The sequence below is a fragment of the Enterobacter sp. JUb54 genome (assembly GCF_014298075.1).
Lineage (GTDB): Bacteria > Pseudomonadota > Gammaproteobacteria > Enterobacterales > Enterobacteriaceae > Klebsiella > Klebsiella lignicola.
This window is the reverse complement of sequence record NZ_CP060418.1, coordinates 3782402-3804179: the sequence shown is the minus strand read 5'-3', so window position 1 is coordinate 3804179 and position 21778 is coordinate 3782402. Positions and strand designations below refer to the sequence as shown.

The following is a 21778-nucleotide window of genomic DNA, read 5'->3' as shown; positions in this document are numbered from 1 at the left end:
TTTTACGTCTTCTCCTGCGATGATAGAAAGCAGAAAGAGTGAATCACGGGCAACTATCAATGAAAAACGTTTTTCCAGCGCTTGCCGTTTTATTGGCGGTCTTTAGCCTGACCGGCTGTGGTCTGAAGGGACCGTTGTACTTCCCTCCGGCAGAAAAGACGGCTGCACCGCCGACCAAACCGGTCGATAGCGGGATCCAGAGCACGACGCCAGATCGTAACGATCGCGGTGATAGCGGCGGCCCGACCCAGATAAACTATTAACGATAACGTTCTGTTCCGCGCAACTGGAGTAGATGATGCAGTTCTCTAAAATGCATGGCCTTGGCAACGACTTTATGGTCGTTGACGCGGTAACGCAGAATGTTTTTTTCTCACCGGAGCTGATTCGCCGCCTGGCGGATCGTCATCTGGGCGTTGGTTTCGATCAGCTGCTGGTGGTTGAACCGCCTTACGATCCTGATCTGGATTTCCACTATCGCATCTTCAACGCCGACGGCAGTGAAGTCTCGCAGTGCGGCAACGGCGCGCGCTGCTTTGCCCGCTTCGTGCGCCTGAAAGGCCTGACCAATAAACGTGACATCCGCGTGAGCACGGCGAACGGTCGTATGGTATTAAGCGTAACGGAAGACGATCTGGTGCGGGTGAATATGGGCGAGCCGAACTTCGAGCCCTCTCAGGTGCCTTTCCGCGCCAACAAAGCGGAAAAGACCTATATCATGCGCGCGGCGGAACAGACAGTATTGTGCGGCGTCGTCTCGATGGGCAATCCGCACTGTGTTATCCAGGTCGATGATGTGGAAACCGCGGCGGTAGAAACGCTGGGCCCGGTGATGGAAAGCCACGAACGCTTCCCGGAACGCGCGAACATCGGCTTTATGCAGGTCGTCGAGCGAAATCGCATTCGTCTGCGGGTATATGAACGCGGCGCGGGTGAAACCCAGGCCTGCGGCAGCGGCGCCTGTGCGGCGGTCGCGGTGGGCATCCAACAAGGATTGCTGGCCGAAGAAGTACGCGTGGAATTGCCAGGCGGGCGTCTTGATATCGCCTGGAAAGGCCCGGGCCAACCGTTGTTTATGACTGGCCCGGCGGCACATGTCTACGACGGATTTATTCACTTATGAAACAAGTCGGGGAAGAACAGCAGGAAATCACTGGCGCGCTGGACGATCGCGCGGTGGTGGACTATCTGTTGCAACATCCTGAATTCTTTATTCGCAATGCCGCCCTCGTGGAGCACATGCGCGTACCGCATCCGGTGCGTGGCACCATTTCGCTGGTGGAATGGCATATGGTGCGGGCACGTAACCATATCAACGTGCTGGAAGAGAACATGATGCTGCTGATGGAGCAGGCGACGGCGAATGAAAGCCTGTTCCAGCGCCTGCTGCATTTGCAAACGCGGCTGGCGTCGGCGGAAAGCCTCGATGAGATGCTGAACCGCTTTCACCGCTGGGCCCGTGAGATCGGGCTGGCGGGGGCGACGGTGCGTCTGTTTCCCGACAGCTGGCGGCTCGGTGCGCCATCGAAATTCACTCATCTGGCGCTGAGCCGACAGGCGTTTGAGCCCATTCGCATCCAGCGTCTTGGCCAGGCACGCCACTATCTCGGGCCGCTACACGGGCCGGAACTGCTGGTGGTGCTGCCTGAAGCGAAAGCCATCGGGTCGGTCGCGATGTCGCTGCTCGGCGGCGATGACGCGCCTGGCGTGATGCTGTTCAGCAGCCGTGACGCTCAGCATTATCAACCCGGGCAGGGGACGCAGCTGCTGCAGGAGATCGCATTAATGCTGCCGGGACTGTTGGAGCGCTGGGTTGAACGCGCATGACCGACTCCCCGTTATTCACCGCCGTTGAACGCTTTCTGCGCTATCTGGGCGTGGAGCGTCAGCTCAGCCCGATTACGCTGCTGAACTACCGGCGCCAGCTCGAGGCGCTGATGGCGCTGGCTGAACCGGCAGGGCTGAAAAGCTGGCAGCAGTGCGATGCCGCTCAGGTTCGTGGCCTGGCGGTGCGCAGCCGGAAGCAGGGCCTGGGGCCTGCCAGCCTTGCGCTGCGGCTTTCCGCGTTGCGCAGCTTCTTTGACTGGCTGGTGGCGCAGGGCGAGCTGACAGCGAACCCGGCAAAAGGCATCTCCGCCCCGAAAATTCCGCGTCACTTACCAAAAAATATCGACGTCGATGACGTGAACCGACTGCTGGATATCGATCTCAACGATCCGCTGGCGGTGCGCGACCGGGCGATGCTGGAAGTGATGTACGGTGCGGGCCTGCGCCTCTCCGAGCTGGTCAATCTCGATATCAAACACCTCGATCTGGAATCCGGAGAGGTGTGGGTGATGGGGAAAGGCAGCAAAGAGCGCCGCCTGCCGATTGGCCGCAGCGCGGTGGCGTGGATTGAGCACTGGCTCGATCTCCGCGGGCTGTTTGGCACCGATGACGACGCGCTGTTTTTATCCAAATTGGGGAAACGTATTTCCGCGCGAAACGTGCAGAAGCGTTTTGCCGAATGGGGCATCAAGCAGGGGCTGAACAGCCACGTGAATCCGCATAAACTACGTCACTCGTTTGCGACGCATATGCTCGAATCGAGCGGCGATCTGCGTGGCGTGCAGGAGCTGCTGGGCCACGCCAATCTGTCCACCACTCAAATCTATACCCATCTTGATTTTCAACACCTTGCCTCGGTGTATGATGCGGCGCATCCGCGCGCCAAACGGGGGAAATAATGCGCTTTTACCGACCTCTGGGCCAGATTTCTGCTTTGACGTTTGACCTGGACGATACCCTTTACGACAACCGCCCGGTCATCGACCGCACGCTGCATGAATCGCTGGCCTTCGTGCGGCAATACCATCCGGCGCTGAGCCACTTCGACGTTCACGAGCTGCACCAGCTACGCGAAACGTTGCTGGAGACGGAGCCGGAGATTTACCACGACGTGACCGAATGGCGCCGCCGCGCGCTGGTGCTGGGAATGACGAATGCCGGGCTATCCGCCGGGCAGGCTGCCGAAGGCGCAGAGGCGGCAATGGCCAATTTTGCCCACTGGCGCAGCCTGATCGATGTCCCGCAGGAAACCCACGATACGCTGGCCGCCCTGGCAAAAAAATGGCCGCTGGTGGCGGTGACGAACGGGAACGCGCAGCCGGAACGCTTTGGGCTGAATGACTATTTCCGTTTTGTATTACGTGCCGGCCCGGACGGACGCTCGAAACCCTTTGCCGATATGTATCATCTGGCGGCCGAGCGCCTCGAACTGCCGCTCGGCCAGATACTGCACGTGGGGGATGACCTGACGACCGATGTCGCCGGGGCGATCCGCTGCGGCATGCAGGCCTGCTGGATCAAACCGCAGGGGGCCGACCTGATGCGCGCCAGCGACAGCCGCCTGCTGCCGCACATTGAAATTTCGCAGTTGGCATCTCTGACCTCGCTGATATAATCACCACTAGTTCTGTATATATTAACAGTATGCCCGGTAGACCTTGCGTGACCGGGCAGCTCTTTTCCGGCGGTGCCAATGGACGTTTCTTACCTGCTCGACAGCCTTAATGACAAACAGCGCGAAGCCGTTGCCGCTTCGCGTACCAATATGCTGGTTCTGGCTGGAGCGGGCAGCGGTAAGACTCGTGTCCTGGTGCATCGTATCGCCTGGCTGCTGAGCGTGGAAAACTGCTCACCCTATTCGATTATGGCGGTGACCTTTACCAACAAAGCGGCAGCAGAGATGCGTCATCGTATCAGCCAGCTGATGGGAACCAGCCAGGGCGGCATGTGGGTCGGCACATTCCACGGACTGGCCCACCGACTGCTGCGGGCCCACCATCTGGATGCTAACCTGCCGCAGGATTTTCAGATCCTCGATAGCGAAGATCAGCTGCGTCTGCTGAAACGCCTGATTAAAGCCATGAACCTCGACGAGAAGCAGTGGCCGCCGCGTCAGGCAATGTGGTACATCAACAGCCAGAAAGACGAAGGGCTACGCCCGCACCATATTCAAAGCTACGGTAACCCGGTTGAGCAAACCTGGCAGCAGGTCTATCAGGCCTATCAGGAAGCCTGCGATCGCGCCGGTCTGGTGGATTTTGCCGAGCTGCTGCTGCGCGCGCACGAGCTGTGGCTCAACAAGCCGCATATTCTCCAGCACTACCGTGAGCGCTTCACCAATATCCTCGTCGATGAGTTTCAGGATACCAACAACATCCAGTACGCCTGGATTCGCCTGCTGGCGGGCGACAGCGGCAAGGTAATGATTGTCGGCGATGACGACCAGTCGATCTACGGCTGGCGCGGCGCCCAGGTAGAGAACATCCAGCGCTTCCTTAACGACTTCCCCGGTGCAGAAACCATCCGCCTGGAGCAGAACTACCGTTCAACCAGCAACATCCTGAGCGCGGCGAACGCCCTGATTGAAAACAACAGCGGGCGTCTGGGAAAAAAACTGTGGACCGATGGCGCCGACGGCGAACCGATCTCGCTCTATTGCGCCTTCAACGATCTCGATGAAGCGCGCTTTGTGGTTAACCGTATTAAGACCTGGCAGGAGAACGGCGGGGCGCTGGAGCAGTGCGCGATTTTGTATCGCAGCAACGCCCAGTCGCGTTTGCTGGAAGAGGCGCTGTTACAGGCCAGCATGCCGTACCGGATCTACGGTGGTATGCGCTTCTTCGAACGCCAGGAAATTAAAGATGCGCTGTCGTATCTGCGCCTGATTGCCAACCGCAACGACGACGCGGCCTTTGAGCGCGTGGTGAATACCCCGACGCGCGGCATCGGCGATCGCACGCTCGACGTGGTGCGTCAGACCTCGCGCGATCGTCAGCTCACGCTGTGGCAGGCGTGCCGTGAACTGCTGAAAGATAAAGCCCTGGCCGGTCGTGCCGCCAGCGCGTTACAGCGTTTTATGGAGCTGATAGACGCCCTGGCGCAGGAAACCGTGGATATGCCGCTGCATGTCCAGACCGACCGGGTCATTAAGGATTCCGGCCTGCGGATCATGTACGAGCAGGAGAAAGGCGAGAAGGGCCAGACCCGTATTGAAAACTTAGAGGAACTGGTGACGGCAACGCGCCAGTTCAGCTACAACGACGAAGATGAAGATTTAATGCCGCTGCAGGCGTTTCTCTCCCACGCCGCGCTGGAAGCGGGCGAAGGGCAGGCGGATACCTGGCAGGACGCGGTACAGCTGATGACCCTGCACTCGGCGAAAGGCCTGGAGTTCCCGCAGGTGTTTATCGTCGGCGTGGAAGAGGGGATGTTCCCGAGCCAGATGGCGCTGGATGAAGGCGACCGTCTGGAAGAAGAGCGTCGCCTGGCCTACGTTGGCGTGACGCGGGCGATGCAGAAGCTGACCCTGACCTATGCGGAAACCCGTCGGCTGTACGGCAAAGAGGTCTACCACCGTCCGTCGCGCTTTATCGGCGAGCTGCCGGAAGACTGCGTGGAAGAGGTGCGTCTGCGGGCGACGGTGAGCCGTCCGGTCAGCCATCAGCGAATGGGAACGCCGATGGCGGAAAACGATACCGGCTACAAGCTGGGCCAGCGGGTTCGCCATCCTAAGTTCGGCGAAGGTACCATCGTCAATCTGGAAGGAAGCGGCGAACACAGTCGCTTGCAAGTGGCGTTCCAGGGGCAAGGTATCAAATGGCTGGTGGCGGCTTATGCGCGGCTGGAAACAGTGTAACATTAAGAAAAATATCGTTTTTTTATAATTATCTGCTAGCCTTATATGCTAAAGGGCAGGATTTGCTCTTTAGCGTTCCGTTGCGTGTTGACGCCGTTTTTGCGCTGGCGTAACATGCGCGCACGATTACGCTAAGAGGACATTCGCCTTGGACACACCCAGTAGATGCTGGCTCAACTTCCTGTCCGTCAGGAACAACTCCTAAGGCTATCCTCTTATGCTGATAGCCTTAGCGGTTGTCGGCGACCCGTCATTCCCGTCGCTCTGAGTCAGGCTTAATGGTCTGAAACCCAAATTGTTTCTGTGTGCCCACCGAACTGTCCGATAATTTTTTTGCATTGGGAGTCCCGGTCATGCTGAGCGCATTTCAACTGGAAAATAATCGTTTAACACGCCTGGAAGCGGATGAAATAAAACATCTCGCCAGTTCGGTGTGGGTCGATCTGGTGGAGCCAGACGACGATGAACGAAGCCGCGTACAGACGGAATTGGGTCAGAACCTGGCTACCCGCCCGGAACTGGAAGACATCGAAGCATCGGCGCGTTTCTTCGAAGACGAAGACGGTTTGCACATTCACTCATTCTTCTTTTTTGAAGATGCCGAAGACCACGCCGGTAACTCCACCGTGGCGTTTACGATTCGTGAAGGGCGCCTGTTCACCCTGCGCGAGCGCGAACTGCCCGCGTTTCGTCTCTATCGCATGCGCGTGCGCAACCAGCTAATGGTTGATGGCAACGCCTATGAGCTGCTGCTGGATCTGTTCGAAACCAAAATTGAACAGCTGGCGGATGAAATCGAAAACATCTATAGCGACCTGGAAAAACTCAGCCGCGTGATTATGGAAGGCCGTCAGGGCGACGAGTACGATGACGCGCTGTCAACGCTGGCGGAACAAGAGGATATCGGCTGGAAGGTGCGCCTGTGTCTGATGGATACCCAGCGAGCGCTGAACTTCCTGGTGCGTAAGGCCCGTTTGCCGGCGGGGCAGCTGGAGCAGGCGCGCGAGATCCTGCGCGATATCGAATCTCTGCTGCCGCATAACGAATCGCTGTTCCAGAAGGTGAACTTCCTGATGCAGGCGGCGATGGGCTTTATCAACATCGAGCAGAACCGCATCATCAAGATCTTCTCGGTGGTCTCCGTAGTCTTCCTGCCGCCAACCCTGGTGGCGTCAAGCTATGGGATGAACTTTGAGTTTATGCCCGAGCTGCACTGGAGCTTTGGTTATCCGGGGGCGATCGTCTTTATGATGCTGGCCGGCCTGGCGCCATATCTCTACTTTAAGCGTAAAAACTGGCTTTAAAACAATAAATTATATCAAAACCGGCCGCCTTATAAGGTGGCCGGCTTTTTTTCGCCTTTATGTCGGCCGCCGCGCCGGGGAACGGAAACAGGCTTTGATTATCGCGAGTGACTTAATTCTCTACGCATCAGAAGTGTGGGCCATAAGTCACATAAAAGCTGAGGGATAATTGTTACCATCGCAATATTCCCGATAAAAAAAAGTGAAATTTTATAATGAAAAGTATCTTTACACTACCCTTCCTGGCGCTTGCCTGCCTCTCCGTTAATGCACAAGCTGTTGAAAAACTTGCTGGTAATGAAATTCTTGCGGTTCAAAAAGGCGGCGTTGCGGATAAAGTCTACGCCGAGAATTATCCTCAGCTGAAGATTGCGACCTATAACATCGGCAAGAATGAAGCGTCCGATAACGTGGCGGATTTTACTGCACTCAATTTAGCGATTAAGAACATCGGCGCCGATATTATTGCGGTTCCGGAAGTCGATAATAAAACCGCCAGAAGCCAGAAAATCGATCAGCTAAAAACCATCGCGGACGCTAACGGCTATCACTACGCCTTCGGCAAAGCGCTGGATTTCGACGGCGGTGAGTATGGTCTCGGTATTCTGTCCAAATATAAAATCGACCACACCCAGGTGATTAAGCTGCCGTCGGGGGATGCCGAGCAGCGAATCGCGCTATTGGCGCAAATCGCCGTTCCCGGCTTTGACAGCCCGGTGCTGGTGATGGTGACCCATCTCGACTGGCAGAAGGATCCGACGATGCGCGTGGAGCAGGTTCGCCATCTTCTGGACGTGAGCATCGGCGATGCCCCATCCGACTTTAAAGATATCGCCTCATCGATCAAAATTCTCGCGGGTGATTTTAACTCCACGCACGATGAGCAGCCGTTAAAAGAGGTGGGTTATTTCTTTAACCCCGTGGTGAAGCAGGGGACGGATTACCGCACCTGGCCCGCGGTTAACCCGGCAATAGATATTGACCATATTTTTACCTTCAAGGGGCAAAAATGGAATGTGAAAAAAATCGAGGTGCCGCATAACTCGCCGGCCTTTGCCTGGTCATCCGCCAGCGATCATTTACCCCTGATTGCCGAGCTGGAGCTCACCGAGCAGTAAAAATAACGCGCCGGCCTCTGCGGATGAGAGGCCGGCGCGTGAGGCGGACGCGACGGCGCTAAGCCCGACGCAGCCGGCGCTGGGTGTACAGCGCATCGACGATAAACACCGCCAGCGCAATCCAGATAAAGGCGAAGGTCACCATCTTATCGGCCCCCGGCACTTCCCCGTAAAACACCACCGCCAGCAGGAACATCAGCGTTGGACCAATATACTGGAAGAACCCCAGCGTAGAGAGTCGCAGGCGGGTGGCCGCGCCGGTAAAGCACAGCAGCGGGATGGTGGTAACGACGCCGGCAGCCATCAGCAGCAGGTTCAGCGACCACGGGTTTTGCCCCATATGGCTGGTCGGGCTATCGGCGATGGCGAACAGATACAGCGCCGCCACCGGTAACAGCCACAGAGTTTCCACCAGCATGCCGGTTTGCGCATCGACGGCTATCTTTTTACGCAGCAGCCCGTAAAAGGCGAAGCTAAAGGCCAGCCCCAGGCCGATAATCGGCAGCGAACCAAAGGTCCACAGCTGTACCAGCACGCCGCAAAGCGCCAGCAGTACCGCCAGCCACTGCATCCGGCGGAAGCGCTCGCCGAGGAAGATCATCCCCAGCACAATATTCACCAGCGGGTTAATAAAGTAGCCAAGGCTAGCTTCCAGCATATGGTGGTTATTCACCGCCCAGATGAAAAGCAGCCAGTTGCCGCCAATCAGCACCGCCGACACCGCCAGCAGAAACACCTTCCGCGGCGTATGCAGCAGTTTCTTCACCTGCGGCCACTGGTGGCTGAGGCTGATCAATGCCAGCATGAAAAAGAACGACCAGATCACGCGATGGGTCAGGATTTCATCGGCGGGAACATAGTAGATAAGTTTGAAATAGGCTGGTGCGATGCCCCAGATAAAATAGGCGGCAAGAGCCAGAATAATCCCCAGCCGCGTTTGTTTTGCATCCATCGGTAAAATCCGTTACGCCAAAACAGCGATGTTACTCGATTTACGCCGATCAACCCACCATATACGTCGCCGTGGCGCTGGCGATATAAACCTGCTCTTCGTTATGTAATTCTACGCGGGCGACCGCCACTTTATTCCCGGCGCGCAGCAGGCTGCTGGTGGCGGTGAAGTGCTCTCCGCGGCCCGGCCGCAGGTAGTCGACGCGCAGGTCGATGGTGCCCATACGCGACAGGCGCTGGCGCAGCTCTTCTTCGTTGATGGTCTCATGGCGGGTCAGCGTACTGCCGACGCACACCAGGCCGGCGGCAACGTCCAGCGCCGAGGCGATCACGCCGCCGTGCAGAATGCTTTGCGCCCAGTTGCCGACCATCATAGGCTGGTTTTTAAAGCTCAGCTGGGCGAACTCTTTTTCGTAACGCTCTAACTTCAGGCCTAAGGCGCGGTTGAAAGGCATGTGGTCGACAAAAATTTCGCCTACCAGCTTAAGGGCGGCTTCGGCAGTAAGTTCAGACATGACGATGATATCCATTCGTTAATGAGATGTTGATTTTATGCTTCTAAAACGGTGATTACCACTTTCAGAACGGATAACCGGGCAGGGCGGTTATAAACAGGTAGAATGGGTCCGGGGTAAAACAGAAATAAAAATCACTCATTCAGGAGAACAGCAATGCGTATCTCTTTGGCCTGGCTGCTGGCGCTGGTTGCGCTCCCGGCCGGCGTTTTGGCGCAGGACGTGCCGATTAATCATCAGGTCCACGATACTCCCGCGGTGCGCGGCAGCATTATCGCTAACCTGCTACAGGATCATGATAATCCGTTCCTGCTCTATCCCTATGAGAGCAACTACTTGCTCTATACGTGGAGCAGCGATATCAACAAGGAAGCGATATCCAGCTATGACTGGGCGGAGAACGCCCGCAAAGATGAAGTGAAATTCCAGCTCAGCCTGGCCTTCCCGCTGTGGCGCGGGATCCTCGGTGATAATTCGCTGCTCGGTGCCTCCTATACGCAGAAATCCTGGTGGCAGCTCTCAAACAGCAAGGAGTCCGCGCCGTTTCGCGAAACGAACTATGAGCCGCAGCTGTTCCTCGGCTTTGCGACGGATTATCGGCTTGCCGGCTGGACGCTGCGCGATATTGAGGTAGGCTATAATCACGACTCCAACGGCCGCTCCGATCCCACCTCCCGCAGCTGGAATCGCCTGTATACCCGCCTGATGGCGCAAAACGGCAACTGGCTGGTGGAAGTGAAGCCCTGGTACGTTATCGGCAGCACCGATGATAACCCGGATATCACCAAATATATGGGCTATTACCGCCTGAAGGTCGGCTATCAGCTCGGTGAGGCAATTCTGAGCGCCCAGGGGCAATATAACTGGAACACCGGTTACGGTGGCGCCGAGCTGGGCGTGAGCTATCCGATCACCCGCCACGTGCGTTTCTACACCCAGGTCTACAGTGGTTATGGTGAATCGCTGATTGACTATAATTTTAACCAGACGCGTGTTGGCGTCGGTGTAACGCTCAACGATCTGTTTTAATCGTTGCACTCTGGCTCACGGGCGCTGAAAATAGCGCCTGTTTTCTTTTCAGGCAGGTGGGGTCAACGTGGCGCAGGCGGAAGTATTGAATCAAACAGTGCTGGCAAAGCAGGTTTTACAGGAAACCTTCGGCTACCAGCAGTTTCGCCCTGGCCAGGAAACCATTATCGACACGGCGTTGGGCGGGCGTGACTGCCTGGTTGTCATGCCCACCGGCGGCGGTAAATCGCTGTGCTATCAGGTACCGGCACTGGTACTGGGTGGCCTGACCGTCGTCGTGTCGCCGCTGATCTCGCTGATGAAAGATCAGGTCGACCAACTGCTGGCCAACGGCGTGGCCGCCGCCTGTCTTAACTCGACGCAGAGCCGCGAACAGCAGCAGGACGTGATGGCGGGCTGTCGCAACGGCCAGATCCGCCTGCTGTATATCGCCCCTGAGCGATTGATGCTGGATAACTTCCTCGAGCATCTCAGCCACTGGAACCTGGCGATGCTGGCGGTGGATGAAGCCCACTGTATTTCCCAATGGGGGCATGACTTCCGTCCGGAGTATGCCGCGCTGGGCCAGCTGCGTCAGCGCATGCCGCAGATCCCGTTTATGGCGTTGACGGCGACCGCCGATGACACCACCCGCCGCGATATTGTGCGCCTGCTGGGGCTGAACGACCCGCTGATTCAGGTCAGCAGCTTCGATCGCCCCAACATCCGCTATATGCTGATGGAGAAGTTTAAACCTCTCGATCAGCTGATGCGCTACGTGCAGGACCAGCGTGGCAAATCGGGCATCATCTACTGCAACAGCCGTTCGAAAGTGGAAGATACCGCCGCCCGTCTGCAAAGCCGGGGTATCAGCGCCGCGGCCTATCATGCCGGGTTGGAAAACGACATCCGGGCGGACGTGCAGGAAAAATTTCAGCGCGACGATCTGCAAATCGTCGTCGCGACCGTTGCCTTCGGCATGGGGATCAACAAACCCAACGTCCGCTTCGTGGTGCACTTCGACATTCCCCGCAATATTGAATCCTATTACCAGGAAACCGGGCGCGCCGGGCGCGATGGCCTGCCGGCAGAAGCGATGCTGTTTTACGATCCGGCCGATATGGCGTGGTTACGCCGCTGTCTGGAGGAGAAACCCGCCGGGCCGCTGCAGGATATTGAACGCCATAAGCTCAACGCGATGGGCGCGTTTGCCGAAGCGCAAACCTGCCGCCGCCTGGTGTTGCTGAACTATTTTGGCGAGGGGCGTCAGGAGCCGTGCGGTAACTGCGATATCTGCCTCGACCCGCCAAAACAGTACGACGGCTTAATGGACGCGCGTAAGGCGCTGTCGACCATTTACCGCGTGAATCAGCGCTTCGGGATGGGCTATGTGGTTGAGGTGCTGCGCGGGGCCAATAATCAGCGCATTCGCGAGATGGCCCATGACAAGCTGCCGGTGTACGGCATAGGTCGCGATCAGAGCCACGAGCACTGGGTGAGCGTGATTCGCCAGCTGATTCATCTCGGCCTGGTGACGCAAAATATTGCCCAGCATTCGGCGCTACAGCTGACCGAAGCCGCCCGTCCGGTACTGCGTGGCGAGGTGCCGCTGCAGCTCGCCGTGCCGCGTATCGTGGCGCTCAAACCGAAGGCGATGCAAAAAACCTTCGGCGGCAACTACGATCGCAAGCTGTTCGCCAAGCTGCGCAAGTTACGCAAGGCTATTGCCGACGAAGAGAATATCCCGCCGTATGTCGTCTTTAACGACGCGACGCTGATTGAAATGGCCGAGCAATCGCCGATCACCGCCGGTGAGATGCTGAGCGTCAACGGCGTGGGCACGCGGAAACTGGAGCGCTTCGGTAAAGAGTTTATGGCGCTGATCCGCGCCCATGTCGATGGTGAAGATGAGTAGTCAGCCGGGCCAAAAAGTGCCAGGATAGTTTCGGTCTTCACTATATTCCTGCTAGTAAAATAGCCTGTTAAGTAGGGTTCAATCATGCTGATGCTTTTCCTGACCGTCGCGCTGGTGCATATCATTGCGCTGATGAGTCCTGGCCCGGATTTTTTCTTTGTTTCTCAGACCGCCGTCAGCCGCTCTCGTAAAGAGGCGATGATGGGCGTGCTGGGCATTACCGTTGGCGTCATGGTCTGGGCGGGCGTGGCGCTGCTTGGCCTGCACCTGATTATCGAAAAAATGGCCTGGCTGCACACCATTATTATGGTCGGCGGCGGCCTGTATCTGTGCTGGATGGGGTATCAGATGCTGCGCGGCGCGCTGAAGAAAAGCGACGTCACGGCGGCGGAACCGCAGGTTGAACTGGCCCGCAGCGGGCGCAGCTTTTTGAAAGGGCTGCTGACAAACCTCGCCAACCCGAAGGCGATCATTTACTTCGGTTCCGTGTTCTCGCTGTTTGTCGGGGATGATGTTGGCGCGGGCGAGCGCTGGGGTATTTTCCTGCTGATCGTCCTTGAAACCCTGGCCTGGTTCACCGTCGTCGCCAGCCTGTTTGCGTTACCGACGATGCGTCGCGGGTATCAGCGCATGGCGAAATGGATCGACGGTATTGCCGGTACGCTGTTTGCCGGTTTCGGTATTCATCTGATTATTTCACGCTAAGCAGATATGTCCCGGTTCGCCTGAGGTAAACCGGGACGCACTTCTCAGGCATGGCGTGCGGAAGCCAGCAACGCCCCTACCAGCATAAATAACGATCCGAACACCTTGTTCAAGGCCTTCATCTGCTTTGGACCTTTAATCCATGCCGCAATCCGCTGCGCCAGCGTTGCGTAGCCAATCATGACGATGATATCCACCACGACGGTCGTGACGCCCAGCACCAGATACTGCATGAGCTGGGGCTGATCCGGCGTGATGAACTGTGGGAACAGCGCGGCCAGGAAGACAATGCTCTTCGGGTTGGTGAGGTTAACGAACACCGCGCGCTGGAATAGTTTCCCGCGCGTTTGTGCCTTCGCCAGGGTGTTGAGGTTGAGGGAACCCGCCGCCCGCCACTGCTGAATACCCAGCCAGATAAGATAGGCTGCCCCGGCCCATTTCAGCACTTCGAAGGCCAGCACAGAACGGGAAAACAGCGTTCCCAGCCCAATCCCGACGAGTACGATATGAATGGCCAGCCCGGCCTGTAAACCAGCAATAGAGGCGGCCGCGCCACGGTAGCCGTGGTTGATTGAGGTCGTCATGGTATTAATCGCCCCGGATCCCGGCGACAGGCTGAGAATGATAGATGTCAGCAGATAGGCGAACCACCACTCGAACGTCATGAGAAACTCCCTGATTGTCTGTTTTTATGCCACAATACGCTATTGTGTAAGCATTGTCTGATGCGCGATAAAAAAACGATTTTCAGTGGTTAACAGGGGTGTAAACCCGATGTTCAAGCAGCAAAAGGAGTGGGACACGCGAGAAAACGCGTTTGCGGCTTTTACGATGGGGCCACTTACCGATTTCTGGCGTCAGCGGGAAGAGGCGGAATTCAGGGGCGTAGATGATGTCCCGGTTCGCTTCGTGCGCTTTTGCGTCAAAGATAACGATCGGGTGGTGGTGATTTGCCCGGGGCGTATTGAAAGCTATGTGAAATACGCCGAACTGGCTTATGACCTGTTCCACAGCGGCTTTGACGTGATGATTATCGATCATCGCGGCCAGGGACGTTCCGGACGCATCCTCAACGACAGCCATCGCGGTCACGTGGTGCGCTTTAGCGATTATGTCGACGATCTGGCTGCGCTCTGGCAGCAGGAAGTCGCTCCCGGTCACTGGCGAAAACGGTTTATACTCGGCCATTCGATGGGGGGCGCGATCGCCACGTTATTTTTGCAGCGTCATCAGCCGCATTGTGATGCGATTGCGCTGTGCGCGCCGATGTTTGGCATTGTCATGCGTTTCCCTGACTGGATGGTGCGGCATATTCTCGACTGGGCTGAGGGCCATCAGCGCATTCGGGAAGAGTACGCGCTCGGTACCGGGCGCTGGCGGGCGTTGCCCTTCTCGGTCAACGTGTTGACGCACAGCCGTCAACGCTACCAGCGTAACCTGCGATTTTATGCCGATGAACCGCAGCTGCGCGTTGGCGGGCCAACCTATCACTGGGTACGTGAGGGCGTGCTTGCCGGCGAAGAAGCGCTGGCGGGCGTTGAGAAAGACACCACCCCGACATTGTTATTGCAGGCCGAAGAAGAACGGGTTGTCGATAACCGCATGCACGAGCGCTATTGCGAACGTCGTGCTGCAGCAGGTCATCCCTGCGAGGGTAATAAGCCGCTTGTCATAGAAGGGGCATACCATGAGATCCTTTTTGAAAAGGACGCCATGCGCTCAGTCGCGCTGAATGCCATCGTCGATTTTTTCACTCGACACAATTAGAGTCTGCCAGGACAGGCTCTTAATCCGGCGAAATGCTCGTCGCCCTGCTTAGAGGTTAAAATTTTTATGTACCAGGTTGTTGCATCTGACTTAGATGGCACGCTGCTTTCTCCCGATCACTACTTAACCCCCTACGCAAAAGAGACGCTGCAGCTGTTGACCGCGCGCGGTATCAATTTTGTCTTCGCAACCGGTCGCCATTACATCGATGTCGGGCAGATCCGCGATAATCTCGGTATTAAATCCTACATGATCACCTCCAACGGCGCGCGCGTGCACGATAGCGACGGGCAGCAGATCTTTGCGCATAACCTTGACCGCGATATCGCGGCCGATCTGTTTGAGATGATGCGTAACGACCCGAAAGTGGTGACCAACGTCTACCGTGAAGATGAGTGGTATATGAACCGCCATCGTCCGGAAGAGATGCGCTTTTTCAAAGAAGCGGTCTTCAACTACAAGCTGTATGAAGCGGGCGAGCTCGATCCGCAGGGGATCAGCAAAGTGTTCTTCACCTGCGAAGATCACGAGCATCTGCTGCCGCTGGAGCAGGCGATCAACGCGCGCTGGGGCGATCGCGTCAACGTCAGCTTCTCGACCCTGACCTGCCTGGAAGTGATGGCCGGCGGCGTGTCGAAGGGACATGCGCTGGAAGCGGTTGCCAAAATGCTCGGCTACCATCTGAAAGACTGCATCGCCTTTGGCGATGGCATGAACGATGCGGAAATGCTGTCGATGGCTGGCAAAGGCTGCATCATGCTGAACGCGCACCAACGGCTGAAAGACCTGCATCCGGAGCTGGAAGTGATCGGCAGCAACGCCGACGACGCGGTGCCGCACTACCTGCGCAATCTCTACCTCGGCTGATAAAGATTGACGACTGTTCATCTATTGTTCAGTTGTCAACCGAACTCTCCGCTACAATGAGTGCTCTTCTTCCTGAGAGACATTCATTGTGGCGCTACTGATTATCACCACTAACCTGTGGGCCTTTTCCTTTAGCCTGATCGGCGAATACCTGGCGGGTAGCGTCGATAGCTACTTCTCCGTGCTGATGCGGGTGGGGCTGGCGGCACTGGTGTTCCTGCCGTTTCTGCGTACCCGTGGGCAATCGCCGCGGACCATCGTGCTCTACATGCTGGTCGGCGCGATGCAGCTGGGCATCATGTATCTGCTGGCCTTCCGCGCCTATGTGTACCTGACGGTCTCTGAATTTCTGCTGTTTACCGTCTTCACGCCGCTCTATATCACCCTGATTTATGATCTGATCAGCGGGCGTAAGCTGCGCTGGGGATACCTGCTGAGCGCCGGGCTGGCGGTGCTGGGCGCGGCGATTATTCGCTATGACAAAGTGAGCGATCATTTCTGGACCGGCCTGCTGCTGGTTCAGCTGTCGAACCTCAGCTTTGCGATCGGCATGGTGGGCTATAAGCGGCTGATGGAGCTGCGTCCGATGCCGCAGCATAACGCCTTTGCCTGGTTCTATATGGGGGCCTTGCTGGTGGCGGTGGCGGCCTGGCTGATGCTCGGCAATCCGCAACGGCTGCCGACCACGACGCTACAGTGGAGCGTGCTGGTGTGGTTGGGCGTGGTGGCGTCGGGACTCGGCTACTTTATGTGGAACTACGGGGCGACGCAGGTGGATGCCGGCACGTTGGGCATCATGAACAACGTGCATGTGCCGGCCGGGCTGCTGGTTAACCTCGCCATCTGGCAGGAGCAGCCTCACTGGCCGAGCTTTATTATTGGGGCTCTGGTGATCCTGGCCTCACTGTGGGTCCATCGCCGTTGGGTCGCTCCGCACTCCGGACAAACGGCAAATGATCGCAAGCGTGGTTCCGCGCTGAGCGAATAAACGCTTCGGTGACCGGCTGACGCTGCTCGCCGTCGCGCACCGCGGCGTACAGTCGGCTCCACAGTCCTTCGCCCAGGGTTTTGGTGACCACCAGACCCTGGCGCTCAAAACTTTCTACGACCCAGTGCGGCAGGGCGGCGATGCCCATGCGTGCAGCAACCATCTGAATCAACAGCAACGTATTGTCGACGCTCTTCAGCTGCGGGCTGATCCCGGCCGGTTGCAGGAAATGGCGCCAGATATCCAGGCGACCACGCTGAACCGGATAAATCAGTAACAGCTCTGTCGCCAGGTCCTCTGGCGAAATGCGGGTTTTCGCTGCCAGCGGATGCTCCGGCGCGAGGACCAGGCGCACTTCATAATCAAACATCGGTGAATAGTGCAGGCCGCTGCGCGGCAGGATATCTGAGGTCATCACCAGATCCAGCTCGCTTTGCTGGAGGGCCGGCTGCGGGTCAAAGGTGACGCCAGAATGGAAATCCACTTCGACCTGCGGCCAGCGGGCGCGGAAATTCTCCAGCGCCGGGGTGAGCCACTGAATACAGCTATGGCACTCGATGGCGATGCGCAGGCGCGTTTGCAGCGGCTCGTGGCAATCCTGCAGCGCGCGGGTGATTTGCGGCAGCACCTGGTTTGCCAGCTGCAGCAGGATTTCCCCCTGCGGCGTGAAGCGCAGGGGCTGACTTTTACGCACAAACAGGCGGAAGCCAAGGCGTTGTTCCAGATCGCTGAACTGGTGGGACAGGGCGGACTGGGTTTGATGCAGGGCCGCCGCAGCGCCTGCCAGCGACCCGCTGTTCCGCAACGCCTGTAGCGTTTTCAGGTGTTTAATTTCGATCATGAAAGTCCTTCACTTCGGCATGAAAATGTTGCGCTTGAGGAAGATACAGTAACCTTCAATTATAGATGTGTAAACATCTGGACGTCTAAATCCTGTGTCTTTCGAATTTAGGGTGTGTTGGCTGCACTTCCTCACCCCGGTCACTTACTTCAGTAAGCTCCCGGGGAATGAGCAAGTTTGCCGCCTTCCCTAAATCCGAAATCCTTCGGATTCAAAATATTGAGGTCTTAAAAATGACAATTATTAATCATACCCTCGGTTTCCCTCGCGTTGGCCTTCGTCGCGAGCTGAAAAAAGCACAAGAGAGCTACTGGGCGGGTAATTCGACCCGTGAAGCGTTGCTGGCGGTGGGGCGCGAACTGCGCGCCCGTCATTGGGATCAGCAGAAGCAGGCGGGTATTGACCTGTTGTCGGTCGGGGATTTCGCCTGGTACGACCATGTTCTGACCACCAGCCTGCTGCTGGGTAACGTACCGGCTCGTCATCAGAACAAAGACGGTTCCGTCGATATCGACACCCTGTTCCGCATTGGCCGCGGTCGTGCGCCAACCGGTGAACCGGCGGCAGCGGCGGAAATGACCAAATGGTTTAACACCAACTACCACTACATGGTGCCGGAATTCAGCAAAGGTCAGGAATTTGCGCTGACCTGGACGCAGCTACTGGATGAGGTGGACGAAGCGCTGGCGCTCGGTCACAAGGTGAAACCAGTATTGCTTGGCCCGGTGACCTACCTGTGGCTCGGTAAAGTGAAAGGCGAGCAGTTTGACCGCCTGACCCTGCTGAACGACATTCTGCCGGTTTACCAGCAGGTGCTGGCGGAACTGGCAAAACGCGGCATTGAGTGGGTACAGATTGATGAGCCGGCGCTGGTGCTGGAGCTGCCGCAGGCGTGGCTGGACGCGTTCAAGCCAGCGTATGATGCGCTCTCAGGCCAGGTTAAGCTGCTGCTGACCACCTACTTTGAAGGTATCACCGCGAACCTCGAGACGATTGCTGACCTGGCGGTTCAGGGCCTGCACGTTGACCTGGTGCACGGTAAAGATGAGGTAGCGGCGTTGCACCAACGCCTGCCTGCCGACTGGCTGCTCTCTGCGGGCTTGATCAACGGTCGTAACGTCTGGCGCGCCGATCTGACCGAGAAGTATGCGCAGATCAAAGATATCGTCGGCAAACGCCCGCTGTGGATTGCCTCTTCCTGCTCCCTGCTGCACAGCCCGATCGACCTGAGCGTTGAAACTCGCCTCGATGCGGAAGTGAAAAGCTGGTTTGCCTTCGCCCTGCAAAAATGTGAGGAGCTATCCCTGCTGCGCGATGCCCTGAACAGCGGTGATACGGCCGCGCTGGAGGCGTGGAGCGCGCCGATTCAGGCCCGTCGCCACTCGACCCGGGTTCATAACGCGGCGGTAGAAAAACGTCTGGCGGCCATTACCGCTAAGGACAGCCAGCGCAACAGCCCGTACGCTGAACGTGCCGAGGCGCAGCGCAGCCGCTTCAACCTGCCGGCGTGGCCCACCACCACCATCGGCTCTTTCCCGCAGACGACCGAGATCCGCGGCCTGCGTCTGGACTTCAAAAAAGGTAATCTGGATGCTGGCAACTACCGCACCGGGATTGCCGAACATATTAAGCAAGCGATCGTTGAGCAGGAGCGCCTGGGGCTGGACGTTCTGGTGCACGGCGAAGCCGAGCGCAATGACATGGTGGAGTACTTCGGTGAGCACCTGGACGGCTTTATCTTCACCCAGAACGGCTGGGTACAGAGCTACGGTTCCCGCTGCGTGAAGCCGCCGGTGGTGATCGGCGATGTCAGCCGCCCGGAAGCCATTACCGTGGAGTGGGCGAAGTATGCACAGTCGCTGACCGACAAGCCGGTTAAGGGCATGCTGACCGGTCCGGTGACCATTCTGTGCTGGTCCTTCCCGCGTGAAGATGTCAGCCGCGAAACCATCGCCAAACAGATTGCCCTGGCGCTGCGTGACGAAGTGGCGGATCTGGAAGCCGCCGGTATCGGCATCATCCAGATTGATGAGCCGGCGCTGCGCGAAGGTCTGCCGCTCAAACGCAGCGACTGGGATGCGTATCTGCAGTGGGGCGTCGAGGCGTTCCGCATCAACGCCGCGGTGGCGCAGGATGATACTCAGATCCACACCCACATGTGTTACTGCGAGTTCAACGACATCATGGATTCCATCGCCGCCCTGGATGCCGATGTGATCACCATTGAGACGTCGCGTTCCGATATGGAACTGCTGGAATCGTTTGAAGAGTTCGAATACCCGAACGAAATCGGGCCGGGGGTGTATGACATTCACTCGCCGAACGTCCCCAGCGTAGAGTGGATCGAAGCGTTGCTGGAGAAAGCGGCGCAGCGTATCCCGGCTGAACGTCTGTGGGTCAACCCGGACTGCGGCCTGAAAACCCGCGGCTGGCCGGAAACCCGCGCGGCGCTGGCTAACATGGTAAAAGCCGCGCAGAACCTGCGCCAGGCGTAATTACCTCAGCTTATCCATCCCCAGAGGAGGCCCCGTGCCTCCTCTTTTTTTGCATTTTTCTTATTTTCCCCGCGCTTACCCCCTCCGTAAATTCGGATAAACGACAGGTCATTTTATGAGCTTACTCACAAATGTGATATCATTATATTGTTATAACAATTGCCGCCAAAATAATAAAAGGAACTTCTGTATGGACTACAACCAGGTAGGAAGCGCAATTGTGAAGCACTGTGGTGGCCTGTTGAATTTACAACATGTCACCAACTGTATGACCCGGGTACGGATGACTATCGGCGATCGGTCGCAGGTTGATATCGCGGCGCTGAAAAGTATCGACGGCGTGCTGGGGGTGGTGGAAGACGACACCTTGCAGGTGATTGTCGGGCCGGGCAAGTCGACAAAAGTCGCGGATGTGATTAACGACATGTTGAAGGCGCAGCCCGTCGGCGAAACCCCGCCCGGTGAGGCCACGCTGAGCGCGGTGGAGCAAAAGGGCACGCTGGCGCGGGCAAAAGCCAAAAAGCAGACCCGGACCAAAATTATTCTTAAGCACATTGCCAATATTTTCGTTCCCATTCTGCCGTCGCTGATCGCTGCCGGTATTCTGATGGGCATCAATAACGTCATTGTGAATTCGGCGGCCTCCTGGGCCCTGGCGAATCACGTTGTCGCGCTGGGCGATCTCTCGCCGACCCAGGTGGTGCTCGATCAACGGCATCTGCTTGGCCTCAGTCAGTTTCTCGATATTGTCTCGAAAGCGCTATTTGGCTTCCTCGCAATTTATACCGGTATGTCGGCGGCAAAAGAGTTTGGCGGCAATGCGATCATGGGCGGTCTGTTAGGGGGCGTGACGATGCTGCCGCAGCTGACTGCCTTTGGGCTGGTGCCGGGCCAGGGCGGGCTGATTGGCGTGATTTTTTGCGCCTGGCTGATGTGCCTGCTGGAAAAACGGGTGCGGCGGATCGTCCCGGATATTGTCGATGTGGTGGTGACGCCGACGATTGTGGTGGTGGTGATGGCGGCGGCGCTGCTGTTCGTCATTATGCCGGTGGCCGGAATTATCTCCGACGGCATTCTGCACGGGCTGAACGGTCTGCTTGCCGGCGGCGGCATTGCCGCAGGCTTTGTGCTCTCGGCGCTCTTTCCGTTCTTAATTTCGTTGGGCCTGCATCACGGCCTGTTCCCGGTGCATATCGAAATGATTAACGCCACCGGCCATGCGCCGCTGTTCGCGATCCAGATTATGTCCAATGCCGGGATGGTAGGGGCGGCGACGGCGGTACTGATGCTGACCCGCGATCCGGTCATGAAGAAAATAGCCAAAGGCGCCATTCCCACCTCCATTCTGGCCGTCGGCGAGCCAACGATTTTCGGCGTTAACATTCCCGCCGGCTTTGCCTTTATCACCGGTTCTATCGGGGCGGGATTTGGCGGCGTGATGGTGGTGCTACTGGGCGTCACGACCAACGGCATTGGCGCCGCCGGGCTGTCGGCGTTGCCGCTGATCGCCGACGGCAAATATTTGCAGTACATCATGGCGTGGTTGACCGGTTGTACCGCCGCTTTTGTGTTGACGTACATCGTCGGCAAAATCCGTGGTTACGACAAAGAAACGGCGTGA

Annotated in this window: 21 protein-coding genes; 17 read left to right on the top strand and 4 right to left on the bottom strand. The window is 57.4% G+C overall.

Translation table 11 applies throughout. The annotated features are described in order from the left end of the window. The first annotated feature begins 59 nt into the window (after positions 1-59). The 9 genes from lptM to HF679_RS17490 all read left to right on the top strand — a co-directional run bounded on the left by lptM (position 60) and on the right by HF679_RS17490 (position 8105). Positions 60-263: an LPS translocon maturation chaperone LptM gene (lptM, locus tag HF679_RS17525; protein ID WP_123758111.1), complete on the top strand. Its 204-nt coding sequence runs from the start codon at positions 60-62 to the stop codon at positions 261-263. Positions 264-298: 35 nt separating this feature from the next. Further along, positions 299-1123, top strand: coding sequence for a diaminopimelate epimerase (gene dapF / locus HF679_RS17520; RefSeq protein ID WP_174510377.1), 825 nt, complete (start codon positions 299-301; stop codon positions 1121-1123). Next, positions 1120-1827 carry a DUF484 domain-containing protein gene (locus HF679_RS17515; RefSeq protein ID WP_123758109.1) on the top strand — a complete coding sequence of 236 codons (708 nt, stop codon included), beginning with the start codon at positions 1120-1122 and terminating at the stop codon, positions 1825-1827. The genes dapF and HF679_RS17515 overlap by 4 nt, the downstream gene beginning before the upstream one ends. Continuing rightward, positions 1824-2726 (top strand): tyrosine recombinase XerC, encoded by a 903-nt coding sequence (gene xerC / locus HF679_RS17510; RefSeq protein WP_154145217.1) that lies wholly within the window; start codon positions 1824-1826, stop codon positions 2724-2726. The genes HF679_RS17515 and xerC overlap by 4 nt, the downstream gene beginning before the upstream one ends. After that, the gene (gene yigB, locus HF679_RS17505) at positions 2726-3442 is read left to right on the top strand and encodes a 5-amino-6-(5-phospho-D-ribitylamino)uracil phosphatase YigB (protein ID WP_123758107.1); all 717 of its coding nucleotides are present in this window, start codon (positions 2726-2728) and stop codon (positions 3440-3442) included. Before xerC ends, yigB begins: the two co-directional genes overlap by 1 nt. 78 nt (positions 3443-3520) lie before the next feature. Beyond that, a complete protein-coding gene (gene uvrD / locus HF679_RS17500) occupies positions 3521-5683 on the top strand; it encodes a DNA helicase II (RefSeq protein ID WP_154145218.1) in 2163 nt (720 codons plus the stop codon). Between the two features lie 148 nt (positions 5684-5831). Beyond that, positions 5832-5888 carry a YsgD/CorL family protein gene (gene ysgD, locus HF679_RS25035; protein WP_350028775.1) on the top strand — a complete coding sequence of 19 codons (57 nt, stop codon included), beginning with the start codon at positions 5832-5834 and terminating at the stop codon, positions 5886-5888. 148 nt (positions 5889-6036) lie between these two features. Then, positions 6037-6987, top strand: a complete 951-nt coding sequence (corA, locus tag HF679_RS17495) for a magnesium/cobalt transporter CorA (RefSeq protein WP_123758105.1) — start codon at positions 6037-6039, stop codon at positions 6985-6987. Positions 6988-7202: 215 nt separating this feature from the next. Next, entirely contained in the window at positions 7203-8105 is a 903-nt protein-coding gene (locus HF679_RS17490; RefSeq protein WP_045853602.1) for an endonuclease/exonuclease/phosphatase family protein, read from the top strand. A gap of 58 nt (positions 8106-8163) precedes the next feature. On the opposite strand, the gene rarD is transcribed toward HF679_RS17490, so the two are convergent. Then, on the bottom strand, positions 8164-9057 hold the full coding sequence (gene rarD, locus HF679_RS17485; protein WP_154145219.1) for an EamA family transporter RarD: 894 nt from the start codon (positions 9055-9057) through the stop codon (positions 8164-8166). 49 nt (positions 9058-9106) lie between these two features. Beyond that, positions 9107-9571, bottom strand: coding sequence for an acyl-CoA thioesterase YigI (yigI, locus tag HF679_RS17480; protein WP_123758146.1), 465 nt, complete (start codon positions 9569-9571; stop codon positions 9107-9109). 156 nt (positions 9572-9727) lie between these two features. Between yigI and pldA the strand changes: the two genes are divergently transcribed. The 3 genes from pldA to rhtC all read left to right on the top strand — a co-directional run bounded on the left by pldA (position 9728) and on the right by rhtC (position 13199). Continuing rightward, positions 9728-10600, top strand: coding sequence for a phospholipase A (gene pldA, locus HF679_RS17475; RefSeq protein WP_187042255.1), 873 nt, complete (start codon positions 9728-9730; stop codon positions 10598-10600). Positions 10601-10667: 67 nt separating this feature from the next. Continuing rightward, a complete protein-coding gene (recQ, locus tag HF679_RS17470) occupies positions 10668-12494 on the top strand; it encodes an ATP-dependent DNA helicase RecQ (protein WP_187042254.1) in 1827 nt (608 codons plus the stop codon). An 84-nt stretch (positions 12495-12578) separates the two neighbouring features. After that, positions 12579-13199 (top strand): threonine export protein RhtC, encoded by a 621-nt coding sequence (gene rhtC / locus HF679_RS17465; RefSeq protein WP_123758102.1) that lies wholly within the window; start codon positions 12579-12581, stop codon positions 13197-13199. A 44-nt stretch (positions 13200-13243) separates the two neighbouring features. Here the strand turns inward: rhtC and rhtB are convergent, their stop codons facing one another. After that, positions 13244-13864 carry a homoserine/homoserine lactone efflux protein gene (rhtB, locus tag HF679_RS17460; protein ID WP_123758101.1) on the bottom strand — a complete coding sequence of 207 codons (621 nt, stop codon included), beginning with the start codon at positions 13862-13864 and terminating at the stop codon, positions 13244-13246. 109 nt (positions 13865-13973) lie between these two features. On the opposite strand from rhtB, the gene pldB reads away from it, so the two are divergent. From pldB to HF679_RS17445, 3 genes are all read left to right on the top strand, one after another. Next, complete coding sequence (gene pldB, locus HF679_RS17455; RefSeq protein ID WP_123758100.1) at positions 13974-14966, top strand: lysophospholipase L2; 993 nt, start codon at positions 13974-13976, stop codon at positions 14964-14966. A gap of 66 nt (positions 14967-15032) precedes the next feature. Then, a complete protein-coding gene (gene yigL, locus HF679_RS17450) occupies positions 15033-15833 on the top strand; it encodes a sugar/pyridoxal phosphate phosphatase YigL (protein WP_154145223.1) in 801 nt (266 codons plus the stop codon). An 88-nt stretch (positions 15834-15921) separates the two neighbouring features. Then, a complete protein-coding gene (locus tag HF679_RS17445; protein WP_187042253.1) occupies positions 15922-16821 on the top strand; it encodes a carboxylate/amino acid/amine transporter in 900 nt (299 codons plus the stop codon). Here HF679_RS17445 and metR read toward each other — a convergent pair. Then, positions 16709-17662 carry an HTH-type transcriptional regulator MetR gene (gene metR / locus HF679_RS17440; RefSeq protein WP_123758097.1) on the bottom strand — a complete coding sequence of 318 codons (954 nt, stop codon included), beginning with the start codon at positions 17660-17662 and terminating at the stop codon, positions 16709-16711. The genes HF679_RS17445 and metR overlap by 113 nt on opposite strands. Before the next feature lie 233 nt (positions 17663-17895). Between metR and metE the strand changes: the two genes are divergently transcribed. Beyond that, on the top strand, positions 17896-20157 hold the full coding sequence (gene metE, locus HF679_RS17435; protein ID WP_187042252.1) for a 5-methyltetrahydropteroyltriglutamate--homocysteine S-methyltransferase: 2262 nt from the start codon (positions 17896-17898) through the stop codon (positions 20155-20157). A gap of 190 nt (positions 20158-20347) precedes the next feature. Further along, positions 20348-21778 carry a PTS transporter subunit EIIC gene (locus HF679_RS17430; RefSeq protein ID WP_123758096.1) on the top strand — a complete coding sequence of 477 codons (1431 nt, stop codon included), beginning with the start codon at positions 20348-20350 and terminating at the stop codon, positions 21776-21778.

Bases quoted from the DNA above. Each gene is read 5' to 3' on its own strand.
- lptM (WP_123758111.1), top strand. From the start codon at position 60: ATGAAAAACGTTTTTCCAGCGCTTGCCGTTTTATTGGCGGTCTTTAGC.
- dapF (WP_174510377.1), top strand. From the start codon at position 299: ATGCAGTTCTCTAAAATGCATGGCCTTGGCAACGACTTTATGGTCGTT.
- HF679_RS17515 (WP_123758109.1), top strand. From the start codon at position 1,120: ATGAAACAAGTCGGGGAAGAACAGCAGGAAATCACTGGCGCGCTGGAC.
- xerC (WP_154145217.1), top strand. From the start codon at position 1,824: ATGACCGACTCCCCGTTATTCACCGCCGTTGAACGCTTTCTGCGCTAT.
- yigB (WP_123758107.1), top strand. From the start codon at position 2,726: ATGCGCTTTTACCGACCTCTGGGCCAGATTTCTGCTTTGACGTTTGAC.
- uvrD (WP_154145218.1), top strand. From the start codon at position 3,521: ATGGACGTTTCTTACCTGCTCGACAGCCTTAATGACAAACAGCGCGAA.
- corA (WP_123758105.1), top strand. From the start codon at position 6,037: ATGCTGAGCGCATTTCAACTGGAAAATAATCGTTTAACACGCCTGGAA.
- HF679_RS17490 (WP_045853602.1), top strand. From the start codon at position 7,203: ATGAAAAGTATCTTTACACTACCCTTCCTGGCGCTTGCCTGCCTCTCC.
- rarD (WP_154145219.1), bottom strand. From the start codon at position 9,057: ATGGATGCAAAACAAACGCGGCTGGGGATTATTCTGGCTCTTGCCGCC.
- yigI (WP_123758146.1), bottom strand. From the start codon at position 9,571: ATGTCTGAACTTACTGCCGAAGCCGCCCTTAAGCTGGTAGGCGAAATT.
- pldA (WP_187042255.1), top strand. From the start codon at position 9,728: ATGCGTATCTCTTTGGCCTGGCTGCTGGCGCTGGTTGCGCTCCCGGCC.
- rhtC (WP_123758102.1), top strand. From the start codon at position 12,579: ATGCTGATGCTTTTCCTGACCGTCGCGCTGGTGCATATCATTGCGCTG.
- rhtB (WP_123758101.1), bottom strand. From the start codon at position 13,864: ATGACGTTCGAGTGGTGGTTCGCCTATCTGCTGACATCTATCATTCTC.
- pldB (WP_123758100.1), top strand. From the start codon at position 13,974: ATGTTCAAGCAGCAAAAGGAGTGGGACACGCGAGAAAACGCGTTTGCG.
- yigL (WP_154145223.1), top strand. From the start codon at position 15,033: ATGTACCAGGTTGTTGCATCTGACTTAGATGGCACGCTGCTTTCTCCC.
- metR (WP_123758097.1), bottom strand. From the start codon at position 17,662: ATGATCGAAATTAAACACCTGAAAACGCTACAGGCGTTGCGGAACAGC.
- metE (WP_187042252.1), top strand. From the start codon at position 17,896: ATGACAATTATTAATCATACCCTCGGTTTCCCTCGCGTTGGCCTTCGT.
- HF679_RS17430 (WP_123758096.1), top strand. From the start codon at position 20,348: ATGGACTACAACCAGGTAGGAAGCGCAATTGTGAAGCACTGTGGTGGC.